This is a genomic window from Mycobacterium sp. UM_Kg1 (assembly GCF_000972925.1).
Classification (GTDB): Bacteria; Actinomycetota; Actinomycetes; order Mycobacteriales; family Mycobacteriaceae; genus Mycobacterium; species Mycobacterium hiberniae.
The window spans coordinates 1-16,012 of the sequence record NZ_JRMK01000010.1 but is presented as its reverse complement, the minus strand read 5'-3'; the positions used below and the strand labels follow the sequence as shown (position 1 = coordinate 16,012).

Here is a 16,012-nt window from a genome sequence, read left to right as displayed (position 1 = left end):
CACTGCTGCACCCGCCGAGCGGGCGCACTGCCGAAGACTCAAATTCTTGGTAACGAAGAATAGCAATTTCGCCGTGTTCGGGGTGGCGAACCCTTTCCCGCCGGTCATAACCCAACGCCGGCGGTGGCCGCGGCGCGCCCCGCCCGGAAGCCGAACACCATCGCCGGGCCGATGGTGCCGCCTGCGCCCCCGTAGGCCCGGCCGGTCACACCCGCCATCGCGTTGCCCGCAGCGAACAGTCCCGGGATGGGCCGACCGGTGACATGCAGGACGCGGCCGTCGGAGTCGGTGCGGGGCCCACCTTTGGTGCCCATCGCTCCGACGGACAGCGGCACGGCGTAGAACGGCGCCGTATCGATGGGCCCCAGGGTGCGCCCGGCGACAGTGCTCGCCTGATCGTCGCCCCAATAACCGTCGTACGCGCTGGATCCCCGCCCGAACTCGGGATCGACGCCCGTCGCCACGCCGCTGTTCCAGTCGGTCACCGTCTGTGCCAGGCCGTGTTCGTCGATCCCGGTCTCGGCGGCCAGGGCCGCCAGGTCGGGGGAGCCGCAGAACCAGTCAGGTGCCGCTCCGCCGGGCGCCACACCGAGGAATCCGTACCGGCGCAGGTGTTCGGCATCGAAGACGATCCACGCCGGATCGTTGACGTACCCACCGCGCGGATCCAGATAGTGAAAGGCGCCGGCCATCGAGTTGTAGTCGCATGCCTCGTTGACGAACCGCCGTCCCGCTCGGTTGACGATGATGCTGCGCGGGCGGGTGCGCTCGAGCCGCACACTGCGGCTGCGCTGGTGGCCGTCGATGCTGTCTCCGGGGATCCGCACGATCGGAACCCACCATGCCTCGCCCATGTTGGCCAGGTCCGCGCCGTGCGCCATCGCCATGCGCAGCCCGTCACCGGTGTTGTTCGGCGGCGACACCGCACCACGCATCGGTCCGCGCAGAAAGGCCTCCACCAGCGCGGTGTCCCACTCGAAGCCGCCGTTCGCCAGGATCACCGCCCGCCGCGCCCGCACCCGGCGCGACGAACCGCCCGCCTCGACGCGGACGCCGCCGACGCGACCGTCTTCGGTGGCGAGCAACTCGACCCCGCGGCATCCGGTGGCGGGCGTGATGCCGGCGTCCAGCGCGCCCCGAAGCAGCCCGGCGATCAGCGCCGTGCCGGCCACGCAGAGATCACCGCCGGCGTCCGCCTCGATGTCGGCGTGCAGCCGGGCGCGGGTCTCGGCGTCGAACCCCACATTGCTGTAGTCGGCCGGGAAGGAGGTGATCCGGTCCCGCCAGCAGCCGACCCGGGAGATGTCGTAAGGCAGCGGACTCAGCGAGCGCCCTCCGGCGGGGCGCCCGCCGGGCAGCTCCGGCTTGTAATCCGGGAAGCCGGTGGCGACCTCGAAACGGACGTCACTGTGGGCTTCGACGAAGTCGACCATCTCCGGTCCGGTCCGGACGAACGCCGCAACCAGGTCGTCGTCCATGGCACCCAATGACTGGGCGCGCAGGTAGTCCATGGCGGCATCGACGGTGAGCCCGGGCATCCGGTCGTGCGCCGGGATCCAGGCGATCCCCCCGGAGACCGCGGTGGTACCGCCCACGGTCTGCGACTTCTCGTAGAGGGCGACCGAGGCGCCGTACACCGCCGCGGTGACCGCCGCGGTCAGCCCGGCCGCGCCGCTGCCCAGCACCACCACGTCGACGTTGTCGTCCCAGTCCGGTGTCGTCATGTTGTCCTCTCGGCGGGATTCAGCTCAAGACCTCCGACAGCCGCCCGGCAGCGGCCAGCACGGCTTCGCGGCCGCGCAGCACCACGTCCTCGCGGTGGGAGATCAGGTTGATGCAGGTCGGCGGTGACGGCGGGCGGCGACGCACCGGGACCGCCAGCCCAAAGGTTCCCGGCTCGATCTCGCCGTGGGTGACCACCCACCCGCGTTCCCGCGTCTCCGGGACGATGTCGCGTTCCCCGGGCCGCGGGGGCATGGCCGCCAGCAGCGCGATGCCGGCCGCGCCGAGGCTGAGCGGATGCCGGCTGCCCTCATGGAACGCGAGCTGGTAGCCGACCTGGGTGGGGACGATGACGGCGACGGCCACCTGCTGCTCGCCCTCGGCAATCAGCAGGGACACCGTGGTCCCGAGTTCATCGGCGAGGGCGCGCAGCGTCGGCAGGCTCAGCTGGCGCACGTTGTTGTCGAACGAGGCTCCGAGGACGGCCAGCGCGGCCGCCGGGCGGTACCGGCCGTCGTCGCCCTTGGCGATCAGCCGGAAGCCGGTCAGCGTGTTGAGCAGCCGATAGCTGATGGTCCGGTGCACGCCGACGTGGTCGGCGACCTGTTGCACCGTCAGTCCGTTCGGCGCGGCGGCCACCGCCTCGAGAGCGGCCAGTCCCCGGGCCAGGGTCTGCGAACCCCGCGCGGGCTCGGCGGCGTCGGGCATCGGTGCGGCCTCCCTTGACATCCACCCGCGTGAGAGTGATGCTCTTGAATATAACGTACATATGTGTGCGATAAAAGCACGCAAGGTATGCCGTAAAACGAGAACGCTGTTCTCGCGCGGTCCCCGGGGAAGAGGTGGCGGTGCCGGAGTACGAAAGCGTCTGGAGCGACCTCCAGGGCGTCGCGTTCGAGCAGGGGTACCTCGACGCGAACGGCGTGCGCACCCGATACCTGCGGGCCGGCGACCCGGCCAAGCCGGTGCTGGTGCTGCTGCACGGCTCGGGCGGGCATGCCGAGGCCTACGTTCGCAACCTGGCCGCGCATGCCGAACACTTTTCGACCTGGTCGGTGGACATGCTCGGGCACGGTTACACCGACAAGCCCGGTCATCCCCTGGAGATCGCCCACTATGTGGCGCATCTGATGGATGTGCTGGACGCGATCGGTGCGACCACAGCCAGCATCAGCGGTGAATCCCTCGGCGGGTGGGTTGCCGCACGCGCCGCCATCGACCATCCGGGCCGGGTCCATCGGTTGGTGCTCAACACCGCGGGCGGCTCGCAGGCCGACCCCGAGGTGATGAAGCGCATCATCACGCTGTCGATGGCCGCGGTCGAGAACCCCAGTTGGGAAACCGTGCAGGCACGCATCAAATGGTTGATGGCCGACAAGACCAAGGATTACGACGACATCGTCGCCAGCCGCCGGCGCATCTACCGGCTGCCCGGTTTCGTCGACGCGATGCGCGACATCATGGCGCTGCAGGACCCGCAGATCCGGGCTCGCAACCTGCTGGGGCCGGGCGACTACGCGCGGATCACCGCGCCGACGCTGGTGGTCTGGACCAGCGACGACCCGACGGCCGATGTCGAAGAGGGCAAACGGATCGCGTCGATGATTCCGGGTGCCCGATTCGAACTGATGCCCGGCTGCGGCCACTGGCCGCAGTATGAGGACCCCGAGACGTTCAATCGCCTGCACCTGGAATTCCTGCTGGAGCGTTAGTGTGGCCGCCCTCAATGATGTCGACGTCGTGGTGGTGGGGGCCGGACCGGTCGGCCTGACCCTGGCCAATATCCTTGGCCTGCAGGGAATCCGCACTCTGGTCATCGAGGAACGCGAGACGCTCATCGACTATCCCCGGGGGGTCGGGCTCGACGACGAGTCGCTGCGCACCTTCCAGGCGATCGGTCTGGTCGATGCCGTACTGCCGCACACCGTTCCGAACCAGATCCTGCGGTTCTACGACCGCCGCCGGCGGTTGCTGGCCGAAATGGCACCTGCTGATGCCGGTTTCGGCTGGCCCAAGCGCAACGGTTTCGTGCAGCCGCTGGTCGACGCCGAACTGCTGCGCGGGCTGGAGCGGTTCGACCACGTCGAGGTGTTGTGGGGCCGCCCGATGACCGGCTGCACTGAGACAGCCGACGGTGTCACGGTCAGCCTGGGCGGCTCGGATGGACAGGAACCGCGGACCGTGTCGGCTCGCTACGTCGTCGGCTGCGACGGGGGCCGCAGCGCCACCCGCCGGCTGATGGGAGTGTCCTTCGAGGGCACCACCTCCTCGACGCGCTGGCTGGTCGTCGACATCGCCAATGACCCTCTGGGACATCCCAACAGCGAGGTCGGCGCCGACCCGGCGCGCCCCTACGCGTCGATCTCGATCGCCCACGGCATCCGCCGGTTCGAGTTCATGATCCACGCCCACGAGACCGACGAGCAGGCGCAGGATCCCGAGTTCGTGGCCGCCATGCTGGCCCCGTTCCTGCCGTATCCGCACGACGTCGACGTGATCCGCCACCGGGTCTACACGCACCACTCCCGGATCGCCGGGGCCTTCCGCCGGGGCCGGCTGCTGTTGGCCGGCGACGCCGCCCACCTGATGCCGGTGTGGCAGGGTCAGGGTTACAACAGCGGGATCCGCGATGCGATGAACCTGGGCTGGAAGTTGGCCGCGGTGGTGCGGGGCCAGGCGCGCCCCGGCCTGCTGGACAGCTACGACACCGAGCGCCGCAAGCACGCCCGCGCGATGATCGACCTCTCCACCATGGTGGGCAAGGTGATCTCCCCGACCAACCGGAGGGTGGCGGGACTGCGCGACGGGGTGATCCGCGCGGCGTCGGCGGTGCCGACGCTCAAGCGCTACGTGCTGGAGATGCGATTCAAGCCGATGCCGCGTTACGAGCAGGGCGCGGTCGTCCATGACCAGCCACGTCGCGCCGACTCGCCGGTGGGCACGCTGTTCATCCAACCCAGAGTCGATACCCGAGCCGGCGCAGACCTGCTGCTCGACGACGTGATCGGCGCCGGTTTCGCGGTGCTGGCCTGGAACAACAACCCGCGGGTGCTGCTCGGCGAGGAGGCCTTCGCCCGGTGGAGGGCGCTCGGGGCCGGCTTCGCCGCGTTGCGGCCCGCGACCCAGCTGCACTGGACGCCGCCCGGACAGACCGATGACCCCGCGGTCACCATCGTGGGGGACCGGACCGGGCAGTTGAAGGCCTGGTTCGACCGCCACGAACAGTCGGTGCTGTTTCTGCGCCCGGACCGCTGCATCGCCGCGGCCTGTATCGCCCAGCGTGTACCGGAGGTCAGCGCGCGCCTCTTCGACGCCTTGTCGCTCACGCCGACGGCGCCCGGCCCGCAAGGGGGTGAACGCCCCGATGGCACTGAGCCTGTGCTGCATGTCCCACAGCCCACTGCTGAATCTGCCGGGACCACCCCCTGAGGTGATGGCCGACGTCGAGGCAGCGATCGAGCGGGCCGCCGCCTTCGTCGCCGACTTCGACCCGCAGCTGACGGTGGTGTTCGCGCCGGACCACTACAACGGCTTCTTCCTGCGCCTGATGCCGCCGTTCTGCATCGGCACCGCCGCGCAGGGCATCGGCGACTACGGGACCCACCTCGGGTCGCTCGACGTCCCCGCTGACCTCGCCGCAGACTGTGCGGCGGCAGTACTGGAACAGGGTGTGGATCTGGCGGTTTCGGCATCGATGGATGTCGACCATGGCGTGGTGCAGCCGCTGGAGCGCCTGTTCGGCGACGCAGGCGCATGCCCGGTCATCCCGATCTTCATAAACGCCGTAGCCGCCCCGCTGGGACCGTTGCACCGGGCCCGGGCGCTGGGGGCTGCGGTCGGGCGATACCTGGCAAGCCTGGACCTGCGGATCCTGGTGCTGGGTTCCGGTGGGCTGTCGCATGATCCGCCCATCCCCACTCTTGCCACGGCCCCGCCCGCCACCTGCGACCGGATCCTGCACGGCACCGCCATGACCGCCGAACAGCGCCAGAGCCGGCAGGACGCGGTGATCGCGGCGGCCCGTGACTTCGCGGCCGGTTCGGGGGCCCTGGCGCCACTGAACCCGCAGTTCGATGAGCGTTTCCTGGAGATCGTCGATTCCGGAGCGCTCGAGGACCTTGACGCCTGGTCCAACTCTTTCATCACCGAGGCCGGCGGCGGGTCCGCGCACGAGATCCGCAGCTGGGTAGCGGCTTTCGGGGCGCTCGCCGCCCAGGGCAGCTACCGGACAGACCACCGCTATTACCGGGCCGCCCCAGAACTGATCGCCGGTTTCGCTGTCCGCACCGCCCAACCCACGGAGGTGATCCGGTGACCGACCAGGTCGTCGATGTGCTGGTCGTCGGTTCCGGCGGCGGCGGCATGACCGCGGCTTTGGCCGCTGACGCCCACGGCCTGCATACCGTGGTCGTGGAGAAGGCGCACCACTTCGGCGGATCCACTGCGCTGTCCGGCGGCGGCATCTGGGTGCCGGGGGCGCCGGCGCAGCGTCGGGAGGGCTATGCGCCCGACCCCGACGACGTGCTGACCTACCTGCGCGCGATCACCGACGGGCTGGTGAGCCAGGAACGGCTGCGGCAATACGTCGACAGTGCCCCGCGGATGATGGAGTTCCTGGAACAGGTCAGCCCCTGGTTTGAGTTCGTCTGGAAGCCCGGCTACGCCGACTACTACCCGGAGCTTCCCGGTGGCTCGGCGTTGGGCAGCACCATCAACGTGCCCGCCATCGACCTGCGCAAGCTCGGTGACGAGGAACAGGACCTCCTCGCCCCGCTGGCGCTGGCACCGCGGGGGATCTGGTTGGGGCCCAAAGATCTTCGGCTCTTCTACCAGGTCCGGCAATCGTGGCGGGGCAAGGCCGTCCTGGTCAAGCTGTTGTGGCGGATGTTCCGTGCCCGGGTGTTCGGAGACCGGATGGCCGCCATCGGCCAATCGCTGGCCGCCCGGCTCCGGCTTGCCATGGTCGAGCGCGGCATAACGCTGCTGCTCGACACACCGATGACCGAGCTCATCACTGATGAGTCGGGTGCGGTGATCGGTGCGGTGGTGGCGCGCGACGGCCGCACGCAGCGCATCATGGCGCGCTGCGGGGTGATCCTGGCCAGCGGCGGGTTCGATCACGACCTGGCCTGGCGCAAGCAGCATCAGCCCGTGCTGGAACACGACTGGAGCTTCGGCAACCCGCTGGCCACCGGTGACGGCATCCGGGCGGGGATGCGCGTCGGCGCGGCCACCGAGCTGCTCGACGAGGCCTGGTGGTTCCCGGCGTTGTGCTGGCCGGACGGGCGCCTGCAGTTCATGCTCAACGAACGCATGATGCCGTCGCAGTTCATCGTCAACGGAGACGGCGAACGGTTCATCAACGAAGCGGCGCCCTACATGGACTTCGCGCACGCCATGATCGCCGGGCAGAACTCCGGTGTCACGCACATCCCGTGCTGGCTGATCACCGACCAGCGGTCCTTTCACCGATACGTCGTGGCCGGACACCTGCCGATCCCGAAGATCCCCGGTGCGCCGGTGCCGACCGGGCGCCGGATGCCGCAGGCCTGGCTGGATTCCGGGGTGGTCAAGACCGCCGGCACCTTCGAGGAGCTGGCCGGCGAAATCGGGGTACCGCCCGAGCGGTTGCGCAGCACCGCAAACCGGTTCAACGAACTGGCGCGCTCCGGCCACGACGATGACTTCAACCGCGGCGACAGCGCCTACGACAACTATTACGGCGATCCGACCTTGCCCAACCCCAACCTGCATCCGCTGGGCAGGCCGCCCTATTACGCGTTCCGGATCATCCTCGGCGATCTGGGGACGTCCGGCGGCCTGTGCACCGACGAGCATGCCAGGGTGCTGCGCGCCGACGGCTCGGTGATCGACGGCCTGTATGCGGTGGGAAACGTCGCGGCGCCGGTGATGGGGCGCAGCTACGCCGGCGCCGGAGCCACCATCGGCCCGGCGATGACCTTCGGCTACGTGGCGGCCCAACACCTTGGCACCCGACAACGATCCGCCGCATCGCAGACACCCCAACAACTGTCCAGGAGGAAACCGTGAAGATTTCGCTCTTCTACGAATTCGCGCTGCCGCGCCCGTGGTCCGACGACGACGAACACCTGCTGTTCCGCGACGGCCTCGATGAGGTGGAAGCGGCGGACAAAGCCGGCTTCTCGACGGTGTGGCTCACCGAGCACCACTTCCTGGAGGAGTACTGCCACGCCACGGCGCCGGAGATGTTCCTGGCCGCCGCCAGCCAGCGGACCAAGGACATCCGGCTCGGCTTCGGGATCATGCACCTGCCCCCGGTGGTCAACCACCCAGCCCGCGTGGCCGAACGGGTCGCCACCCTGGACCTGCTGTCAGGCGGCCGGGTGGAATTCGGGACGGGGGAGGGATCGTCGATCGCCGAGCTCGGCGGCTTCGGGATCGACCCCGCCGACAAACGCGCCCAGTGGGAAGAGGCTCTCGAGGTCTCGATCCGCTGTATGACCGAAGAGCCGTTCACCGGATTCGACGGCCGGCACGTGCAGATGCCGGCCCGCAACGTCATTCCCAAGCCGCTGCAGAAGCCGCATCCGCCGGTCTGGGTGGCGTGCACCCGCCCTGCCTCCGTCCAGATGGCGGCGCAGAAGTGCATCGGTGCACTGAGTTTCGCCTATACCGGCCCCGGTCCGCTGGCCGAGCGGGTCAACGGGTACTACAAGGAACTCGAGGAGAACGGCGTCCCGGTGACGCCCCAGGTGAACCCCAACATTCTGGCCATCGGCGGCGACCTGTCCATGATGGTGGCTCCCACCGACGAGCAGGCGATCGCCCGTTTGGGGGTAGGCGGCGGCTTCTTCTCGTTCGGGATCATGCACTACTACATGACCGGCGAGCACACCCCGGGCCGCACCGGGGTGTGGCAACGCTATCTCGAAGAGGTGGACAAGGATCCGACGCTGGCCTACGGGCCGGGCCGGGGGGCGATCGGCAGCCCCGCGACCGCACGCGAGTTCCTGCGCGGCTACGAGGAGAGCGGGGTCGACGAACTCATCCTGCTGCTCAATCCGCGCAGCCATGAGGCCACCATGGAGGCCATCGAGCTGATGGGCACCCAGGTGCTGCCGGAGTTCATCGAGCGCGACGAGAAGGCGGTCGCCGAGAAGGCCAAGAGGCTGGAACCGGTTCTGGAGAAGCTCGAGGCCCGCCGTCCGCAGTCCAGCGCGCCGGTCTTCGACGAGTCCTACGCGTTCGGTGGACTGCCGACCGGTCGGGGCGGCACGTTCACCGCCACCGAGATCCCCGAGGCGATGGCCGAGATGAACGAGGGCCGGGTGCAGGCCGCTCAACTGGCCAAGCAAGAACGGGAACGCGGCGGCCAGTGAGCGCCGCAGCGTCTGAGCTGTGGCGCTACGACGGTCGACGCGCCGTGGTCACCGGCTGCGCCTCGGGAATCGGCGCGCAGCTGGTGGCGCAGCTCGGCGAACTCGGGGCGCACGTCACCGGCCTGGACCGGATCGAGACCACGGCGGGCGTCCACGAGTTCCATCCGATCGACCTGGTCGATCCCGAATCCATCGATCGCGCCGCCACCGCGATCAGGGCGGCTGGGCCGATCGACGCGCTGTTCAACGTCGCCGGGGTGTCCTCGGGCATCGGGGACCCGCAGCGGGTGGTCACCATCAACTTCCTGGGCCTGCGCCAGCTCACCGAAGCGCTCCTGCCGGCGATGCCGCCGGGATCGGCCGTCGCCAACGTGTCCTCGCTGGCCGCGGCGGCCTACCGCGAGAACGCGCAGACCACAGTCGGCCTGGTGAATTCCGAGGGCATGGCCGGCGGATTACAGTGGTGCCGTGCCCATCCCGCCGCGCTCGCCGACGGCGGCTACCGATTGTCCAAAGAGGCGATCATCCTCTACGGCATGCTCAACGCCGAAGCGCTGGCGCACCGTGGGATCCGGATCAACTGCACCGCGCCCGGCGTCACCGAAACGCCGATCCTCGATCAGTTGCGCAGCAGCTACGGGCAGGGCTTTCTCGACGACATTCCCAAGCCGCTGGGGCGGGTCGCCGGCGCGGACGAACAGGCTGCACCGTTGGTGTTCCTGAACAGTCCAGCAGCCGGGTACATCACCGGCCAGGTGCTCTGGGTCGACGGTGGGAACATCAGCAGCCGGGCTGCCGCCGCGCTGAGGAAGGGGACGGTGCCATGGCCGGGCTGAGCGAGTTCCGGAGGGTGGCGGAGAGCGTCCGCAACTGGGGGCGCTGGGGCGACGACGATGAGCTGGGGACCCTCAACCTCATCACGCCGGGCAAGATCGCCGCCGCCGCCGGTCTGGTGCGGCACGGCAAGGTGTTTCCGCTCGGGGTGGAGTTCGGGTCGTCAGGCCCGCAGGGCGCGTTCCAGTTCCGGCACAACCCGATTCACGTGATGACCGTCGACGGCGGCGATGTCAGCACGTTGGCCGACTACGGTCCGCAGTGGCGCCAAAACCTGGTTGCTCAGCAGCTCAGCGAGTACTTCACCGACAACCCGTTCCGGTTCAACGACGACATGATCGTGATGCCGCTGCAGGCCGCCAGTCAGTGGGATGCGCTGTCGCACGTCTACTACGACGATCAGCTGTACAACGGGTTCCCGGCGAGCTCGGTGACCAGCCTCGGGGCCTACCACTGCGGTATCGACAAAGTGGACGGCAAAGGGATCGTCTCGCGCGGAGTGCTGCTGGATGTGGTCGCCCATCGCGGCGCCGACACTTTCCTGCCATTGGGCACCCCGATCACCCCCGACGAACTCGACGAGGTTGCCCGAGCCCAACAGGTCTCCGTCGAACCCGGCGACATCGTTCTGATCAGAACCGGCTGGTGGGAAAGGTTCCGCACCACCGGCGACGGCGCCGAGCCCGGTGCCGGACTGGATTGGCGATGCGCCTGCTGGCTGCACGAACACGACGTCGCGGCGGTGGCCGCCGACAACGTGATGGTCGAGAACCCGGTCTCCGGTGTCGAGGGAACGTATCTGCCGATGCACATGCTGTGCCTGCGCGACATGGGCCTGATGCTCGGGGAGTACTGGGATCTCGGCGCGCTCGCCGCGGACTGTGCCGCCGACGGCCGCTACGAATTCCAGCTGGTGGCACCGCCGTTACGGGTGACCGGCGGAGTCGGCTCGCCGGTGAACCCGATCGCGATCAAGTAGCTCTGACAGAGGAGCCCCGGTGTCGGTGTCCCGCAAGACCGTCATGGTGGACGGCCTGCACACGTCCTACCTGGAGGCAGGCGACCCGGCTGCCCCGGCAGTGGTCCTGTTGCACGGCGGCGAGTTCGGTGCGTCTGCCGAGATCGGATGGGAGCGCACCATTCCCGCACTCGCCGAACGGCATCGGGTGCTCGCGCCGGATCTCCTCGGGTTTGGAGAGTCGGCCAAAGTCATCGACTTCAACGACGGACGCGGTATGCGGATTCGTCACGTCGCGCGATTCTGTGCGGAACTTGGCTTGCAATCAGCCGATTTCGTGGGCAACTCGATGGGCGCCATCATGCTGCTGGTCGACTCCACGTCGGAGGCTGCGGTGTTGCCGGTGCGCCGGCTGGTCGCCATCTGCGGCGGCGGCGAGATTCAGCAGAACGAGCACATGGCCGCGCTCTACGACTACGACGCAACGGTGCCCGCGATGCGCCGGATCGTGGCAGCGCTGTTCAGCGATCCGGCCTATCCGGCCGACGACGACTATGTGGGACGCCGCTACGCATCGAGCACCGCGCCGGGCGCCTGGGAGGCGGTGGCGGCGGCGAGGTTCCGCCGCCCCGGCGCGCAGCCCCCGCCACCGGCATCGAGCAGTCGCCCCTACGAACGTATATCGGCGCCGACGCTGGTGATCGAAGGTGGGTGCGACAAGTTGCTTCCGCAGGGCTGGGCCGCAAAGATCGCCGATCAGATTCCCGCCGGCCGCGCGGTGGTCGTGGACGACGCCGGCCACTGCCCGCAGATCGAACAGGCCGAGCAGGTCAACGGCCTGCTGCTGGACTTCTGCGCGGGCTGAGCCGCCGTCGGCGCCGGGGGTTATCGCCGTCCCGGTGATTCATCGGACTTCATGGGTGCCGGTGGTGCCTGGGGTTGGAAGGGTTGGTGCCACCACCATTGGGCGCGTTCGCCGGTGGGGCCGGGGCAGGGTCCGACTACTGGCGGGGGTTTGCTGGGTGGGTGGGCCAGTGAAGCCCGGCTTAGCGGTCGGTCGTCTGTGTCGGTGACGACGAGGTGGTCGGCGGGGCCGGTGATGGTGATGGCGCTCAAACGTGAGCTCGTCACTTGCCTGCGAACCGGCCGCGCACTACGCCAGCCACGGGCTCGAACACAGAACCGCCCGCAAGGGCATGTCACCGCGGACGTCGTGTTCTCTCAGCGCCCCGCGGAGGCATCCGACCACGCCGTCCCCGGGCACTGGGAAGGCGATCTGATCATCGGCACGGGCCGGTCCGCGATCGGCACGATCGTGGAACACAAGAGCCGCTCCACCCTGTTGGTGCACCTGCCGCGACTGCAAGGCTACGGCGAGATGCCGCCGGTCAAGAACGGTCCCGCGCTGGGCGGCTACGGCGCCGTCGCGATGAACGACGCGCTCATAGCGTCAATGACGAAGCTTGCCGAACAGCTCCGCAAGACGCTCATCTGGGACCGCGGCAAAGAACTCTCCGGCCACGCCCAGTTCGCTCTCGAGACGGGCACCAAGGTGTTCTTCGCCGACCCCCACTCGCCCTGGCAGCCGCCGACGAACGAGAACACCAACGGGCTGCTGCGCCAGTACTTCCCAAAGGGCACCGACCTCTCAAGGTGGTCAGCGGAAGACCTCGAAGCAGTCGCTCTCGCGCTGAACAACCGACCCCGCAAGAGCCTCGACTGGAAGACACCTGCCGAGGTGTTCGAGCAGCAGCTACGCTCACTCCAATAGCCCGGTGTTGCAACGACCGGTTGAACCCAGGCAGTTCACCTCATGGGTTTTCGGGGAAAAGATCCGCTCGGCAGGACTGGTTCCGTCGTTCGGGTCGATCGGTGACGGCCTGGACAACGCCATGATGGAGAGCTTCTGGTCCTCCATGCAGATCGAGCTTCTCGACCGCCAGAAGTGGAAGACCCGCGACGAGCTGGCCAACGCGATCTTCGACTACATCGAAATCTTCCACAACCGCCAACGCCGCCACTCAGCACTGAACTACCGCACCCCGATCGAGCACGAACTATCCTTCACCAACGACAACCTCACTGCCGTCAGTTAGCCACCACGGCTGGAACCTGACAGGTACGGCAGGTCAACGAGACCCCAGTCAACCAGCACCCACCGACAAAAAACCTGGCGTGAACCGCCGGAATCCTCAGTCGGCGATGTTGAACGCCGCGATGACCTTCGTCGGCGTCACTCGCACGATCAATTCCCCCGGCACCCCGTTGCGACGGCCGTACTCCTCGGCGCGGTCGCCGCCCATGTAGCGGCCGCCGATGCGGGTGGCGGTGTCGAGCAGTTCCTCGGGATCCTCGCTGAGCGACGCCGTCCCCTGAACCTGCACGAACGAGAAGGGCGGTCGCTCGTCGTCGACGCAGATCACCACACGTGGATCACGTTGCAGAGCGCGGCCTTTCGCGGTGCCCGCAGCGGTGTTGAACACCAGTTGGTCACCGTCGACAATGAACCACACCGGGGCGACCAGGGGCCGGCCGTCGGCGGCCACGTAGCCCAGTTTGGCCGTGCGAGTCCCCTTCGACAGGAAGGCCACAACATCGTCTGAAAGTTCCGTCATGGGGTTGGCCCCTCTATGCGTGTCGGCAGGTCAACGAAGTCGAAATCCGCAGGCGGATACTGGTGCCCGGGCCCCATCACCTCGCAGCGGTTCACCGGCACCAGATGGGAACTGAGCCCGCTGGGCACGTAGCGGAACACCGCCACGCAGCGCTCCCACGTGCCGTCGGACTGCAGGGGTCCGCCATACTTGCTGATGAACGATCCCCCGTGCACACAGCCAGCACTGGCCGGCGGCGAGCAGACCTTCGCCAACCAGCAGCGCAACCACGCCTGGACTCCACAGCTTCATCCACCCTCCCCTCGCGCATGACGGTACCACTGCGTTAGCCAGACCGAGGTTGCGAATGCAGCGAAGTGCGACATCATCGGAACGTGCATTCGCTGCCCGTTGGGGAGCGAAACCTACTCGAACAGCAGCCCCTGCTGGCCCAGCCCGGCAGCACGCGGCGGGGGGGTCATGCCCAGATGCGTCCAGGCCAACGCCGTCGCCACCCGCCCGCGCGGAGTCCGCGACGTAGGGGGACCGCCTGACACGATGGAGTTAAATCAGTCGCTTGACTGAAACTGGCAAAGCGGGTTGAGTCGGATGCCGGTGACGGCGGAAGGGTGCAGATGGGCAACGAGTTGGCCGGCAAGGTGGCGATCGTCACCGGGGGTGCATCTGGTATCGGCCGTGGGATCGCCGAGCGATTTCTCGCCGAGGGGGCACGGGTGGTCATCGCGGATCTGGATCCCGAGCGCGGCGGGGCGCTTGCTGCCGAACTCGGCGGCGACGCGGCCTTCCGGGTCGCTGACGTCGCCGATCCCGCGCAGGTCGCCGCCCTGGTGGAGGCCGCAGTCGAGACGTTCGGCGGCCTGGACATCATGGTCAACAACGCCGGCGTCTCCGGAACCATGCACAACCGATTCCTCGACGACGACCTGGCCGACTTCCACCGGATCATGGCCGTCAATGTGCTCGGCGTGATGGCCGGCACCCGTGACGCCGCTCGGCACATGTCCAAAGCCGGCGGCGGGGCGATCATCAACCTGACCTCGATCGGCGGCATCCAGGCCGGCGGCGGTGTGATGACCTACCGAGCCTCGAAAGCCGCGGTCATCCAGTTCACCAAGTCGGCGGCGATCGAGTTGGCGCACTATGACATCCGGGTCAATGCCATTGCCCCCGGCAACGTTCCGACGCCGTTCGTGGCGTCGTCGGCGGCGGCGAACCTCGACCCGGATGACCTGGCGCGGTTCGAAGCGGCGATTCGCGAGACCATGCGCGCCGACCGGCCGCTGAAGAGGGAGGGCACGGCGGCCGACGTCGCCGAGGCGGCGTTGTACCTCGCCGGTGAACGCTCCCGCTACGTCACGGGTGTGGTGTTGCCGGTGGACGGCGGGACGGTCGCGGGCAAGGCGATCCGGCGCCGCCCCAAACCGGACGAGTCGCCGACCAGTTAAATCAATCGCTTGACTTAAATGGCTGATCGCGGTTGACTGGCGCCGTGACCACCGCTGATCGGGCCGCGCGCGCTGACCGGTCCAACAGCACGCGGGAGGCGATCCTGACCGCGGCCGAACAGCTGTTCGCCGAACACGGGGTATTCGCCGTCTCCAACCGTCAGGTCAGCGAGGCCGCCGGCCAGGGCAACAACGCGGCGGTCGGCTACCACTTCGGCACCAAGACCGATCTGGTGCGCGAGATCGAGCGACGCCACCGGTTGCCGGTCGAGCGGCTGCGCGAAGAGATGGTTGCGGCGGTCGCCCAGTCCACCGACCTGCGCGACTGGGTGTCCTGTCTGGTAAGGCCGCTCACCGATCACCTTGCTGCGTCGGGCAATCCGACCTGGTATGCGCGTTTTGCCGCACAGGTGATGGCCGATCCGGCCTACCACAACATCGTTGTCAAGGACGCGCTGAGTTCACCGTCTCTGGTGCAGGTCATCGAGGGCATCAACGCCTGCCTGCCAGACCTTCCGGTCCGGGTCCACCAGGCCCGGAATGTGATGGCGCGCAATCTCTTGATGCACACCTGCGCCGAACACGAGCGCGCGGTGGCGGCGGGGGTCTCGGCGGCTGCCAGCTGGGCGGCGTCCGGGTCTGACCTCATCGACGCGATCGTCGGGCTGTGGCTGGCCCCGGTCACCGAAAAGACGGAAGGCCCGCAATGAAAGTGACCGCCGACCAGGATATCTGCGCATCGTCGGGGCAGTGCGTCGGATTTGCCCCCGCAGTCTTCGACCAGCGGGACGAGGACGGGGTCGTCGTCGTACTCGACCACAACCCGCCCGCGGAGCTGGCCGACACCGTGCGGGAGGCGGCCCGTACCTGCCCTTCCGGAGCCATCAAGATCGTCGAGGAGTGAGCGTGACCGACGCAACCATTGTCACCACCACAACGCCGGAATACCCGATGAGCCGCGATGGCCGGTGCCCCTTCGCGCCGCCGCCGGAGACCATGGCGCTGGCCGCGCAGGCCCCGCTGAGCCGGGTACGGATCTGGGACGGCAGCACGCCCTGGCTGCTGTCTCTTATACAC

At 68.3% G+C, this 16,012-nt stretch carries 15 protein-coding genes and 4 pseudogenes; 13 read left to right on the top strand and 6 right to left on the bottom strand.

Features of this window, described 5'->3' with window-relative positions; all coding sequences use genetic code 11:
• Positions 1-104: 104 nt before the first annotated feature.
• Together LI92_RS02980 and LI92_RS02975 are read right to left on the bottom strand one after the other, a co-directional pair.
• Complete coding sequence (locus LI92_RS02980; protein ID WP_046315744.1) at positions 105-1,724, bottom strand: FAD-dependent oxidoreductase; 1,620 nt, start codon at positions 1,722-1,724, stop codon at positions 105-107.
• 19 nt (positions 1,725-1,743) lie between these two features.
• Positions 1,744-2,430 carry an IclR family transcriptional regulator domain-containing protein gene (locus LI92_RS02975; protein ID WP_082109516.1) on the bottom strand — a complete coding sequence of 229 codons (687 nt, stop codon included), beginning with the start codon at positions 2,428-2,430 and terminating at the stop codon, positions 1,744-1,746.
• 140 nt (positions 2,431-2,570) lie between these two features.
• On the opposite strand from LI92_RS02975, the gene LI92_RS02970 reads away from it, so the two are divergent.
• Genes LI92_RS02970 through LI92_RS02935 form a run of 8 tightly spaced genes read left to right on the top strand, consistent with a single transcriptional unit; the run spans position 2,571 to position 11,740 of the window.
• Positions 2,571-3,434 carry an alpha/beta fold hydrolase gene (locus tag LI92_RS02970; protein ID WP_046315811.1) on the top strand — a complete coding sequence of 288 codons (864 nt, stop codon included), beginning with the start codon at positions 2,571-2,573 and terminating at the stop codon, positions 3,432-3,434.
• A gap of 1 nt (position 3,435) precedes the next feature.
• Complete coding sequence (locus LI92_RS02965) at positions 3,436-5,151, top strand: bifunctional 3-(3-hydroxy-phenyl)propionate/3-hydroxycinnamic acid hydroxylase (protein WP_046315740.1); 1,716 nt, start codon at positions 3,436-3,438, stop codon at positions 5,149-5,151.
• On the top strand, positions 5,108-6,037 hold the full coding sequence (locus tag LI92_RS02960) for a 3-carboxyethylcatechol 2,3-dioxygenase (RefSeq protein WP_046315737.1): 930 nt from the start codon (positions 5,108-5,110) through the stop codon (positions 6,035-6,037). Before LI92_RS02965 ends, LI92_RS02960 begins: the two co-directional genes overlap by 44 nt.
• A complete protein-coding gene (locus tag LI92_RS02955) occupies positions 6,034-7,773 on the top strand; it encodes an FAD-binding protein (protein ID WP_046315735.1) in 1,740 nt (579 codons plus the stop codon). Before LI92_RS02960 ends, LI92_RS02955 begins: the two co-directional genes overlap by 4 nt.
• Positions 7,770-9,083 carry an LLM class flavin-dependent oxidoreductase gene (locus tag LI92_RS02950; protein ID WP_046315733.1) on the top strand — a complete coding sequence of 438 codons (1,314 nt, stop codon included), beginning with the start codon at positions 7,770-7,772 and terminating at the stop codon, positions 9,081-9,083. The genes LI92_RS02955 and LI92_RS02950 overlap by 4 nt, the downstream gene beginning before the upstream one ends.
• Positions 9,080-9,919 (top strand): coniferyl-alcohol dehydrogenase, encoded by an 840-nt coding sequence (locus tag LI92_RS02945; RefSeq protein WP_046315731.1) that lies wholly within the window; start codon positions 9,080-9,082, stop codon positions 9,917-9,919. The genes LI92_RS02950 and LI92_RS02945 overlap by 4 nt, the downstream gene beginning before the upstream one ends.
• On the top strand, positions 9,907-10,896 hold the full coding sequence (locus tag LI92_RS02940; protein ID WP_046315729.1) for a cyclase family protein: 990 nt from the start codon (positions 9,907-9,909) through the stop codon (positions 10,894-10,896). Before LI92_RS02945 ends, LI92_RS02940 begins: the two co-directional genes overlap by 13 nt.
• Before the next feature lie 19 nt (positions 10,897-10,915).
• Positions 10,916-11,740: an alpha/beta fold hydrolase gene (locus tag LI92_RS02935; RefSeq protein ID WP_046315727.1), complete on the top strand. Its 825-nt coding sequence runs from the start codon at positions 10,916-10,918 to the stop codon at positions 11,738-11,740.
• Positions 11,741-11,760: 20 nt separating this feature from the next.
• Here LI92_RS02935 and LI92_RS24225 read toward each other — a convergent pair.
• Positions 11,761-11,982, bottom strand: a pseudogene (locus LI92_RS24225) (hypothetical protein); the annotation flags it as partial.
• 1 nt (position 11,983) lies between these two features.
• On the opposite strand from LI92_RS24225, the pseudogene LI92_RS02930 reads away from it, so the two are divergent.
• Both LI92_RS02930 and LI92_RS02925 read left to right on the top strand, forming a co-directional pair.
• A pseudogene (locus tag LI92_RS02930) lies at positions 11,984-12,646 on the top strand (IS30 family transposase); the annotation flags it as partial.
• A 31-nt stretch (positions 12,647-12,677) separates the two neighbouring features.
• Positions 12,678-12,971 (top strand): annotated as a pseudogene (locus tag LI92_RS02925) (transposase); the annotation flags it as partial.
• Between the two features lie 96 nt (positions 12,972-13,067).
• On the opposite strand, the gene LI92_RS02920 reads toward LI92_RS02925, so the two are convergent.
• The 3 genes and pseudogenes from LI92_RS02920 to LI92_RS24215 form a co-directional block, all read right to left on the bottom strand.
• The gene (locus LI92_RS02920) at positions 13,068-13,490 is read right to left on the bottom strand and encodes a PPOX class F420-dependent oxidoreductase (RefSeq protein ID WP_046315723.1); all 423 of its coding nucleotides are present in this window, start codon (positions 13,488-13,490) and stop codon (positions 13,068-13,070) included.
• Entirely contained in the window at positions 13,487-13,756 is a 270-nt protein-coding gene (locus LI92_RS24590) for a CDGP domain-containing protein (RefSeq protein WP_046315721.1), read from the bottom strand. The genes LI92_RS02920 and LI92_RS24590 overlap by 4 nt, the downstream gene beginning before the upstream one ends.
• Before the next feature lie 138 nt (positions 13,757-13,894).
• Positions 13,895-14,005: pseudogene (locus tag LI92_RS24215) on the bottom strand (hypothetical protein); the annotation flags it as partial.
• Between the two features lie 99 nt (positions 14,006-14,104).
• Here LI92_RS24215 and LI92_RS02910 point away from each other — a divergent pair.
• Genes LI92_RS02910 through LI92_RS02900 form a run of 3 tightly spaced genes read left to right on the top strand, consistent with a single transcriptional unit; the run spans position 14,105 to position 15,839 of the window.
• A complete protein-coding gene (locus LI92_RS02910) occupies positions 14,105-14,935 on the top strand; it encodes an SDR family NAD(P)-dependent oxidoreductase (RefSeq protein WP_046315807.1) in 831 nt (276 codons plus the stop codon).
• 44 nt (positions 14,936-14,979) lie between these two features.
• On the top strand, positions 14,980-15,645 hold the full coding sequence (locus LI92_RS02905) for a TetR/AcrR family transcriptional regulator (protein WP_046315719.1): 666 nt from the start codon (positions 14,980-14,982) through the stop codon (positions 15,643-15,645).
• On the top strand, positions 15,642-15,839 hold the full coding sequence (locus LI92_RS02900) for a ferredoxin (protein WP_046315717.1): 198 nt from the start codon (positions 15,642-15,644) through the stop codon (positions 15,837-15,839). The genes LI92_RS02905 and LI92_RS02900 overlap by 4 nt, the downstream gene beginning before the upstream one ends.
• Positions 15,840-16,012 lie beyond the last annotated feature (173 nt).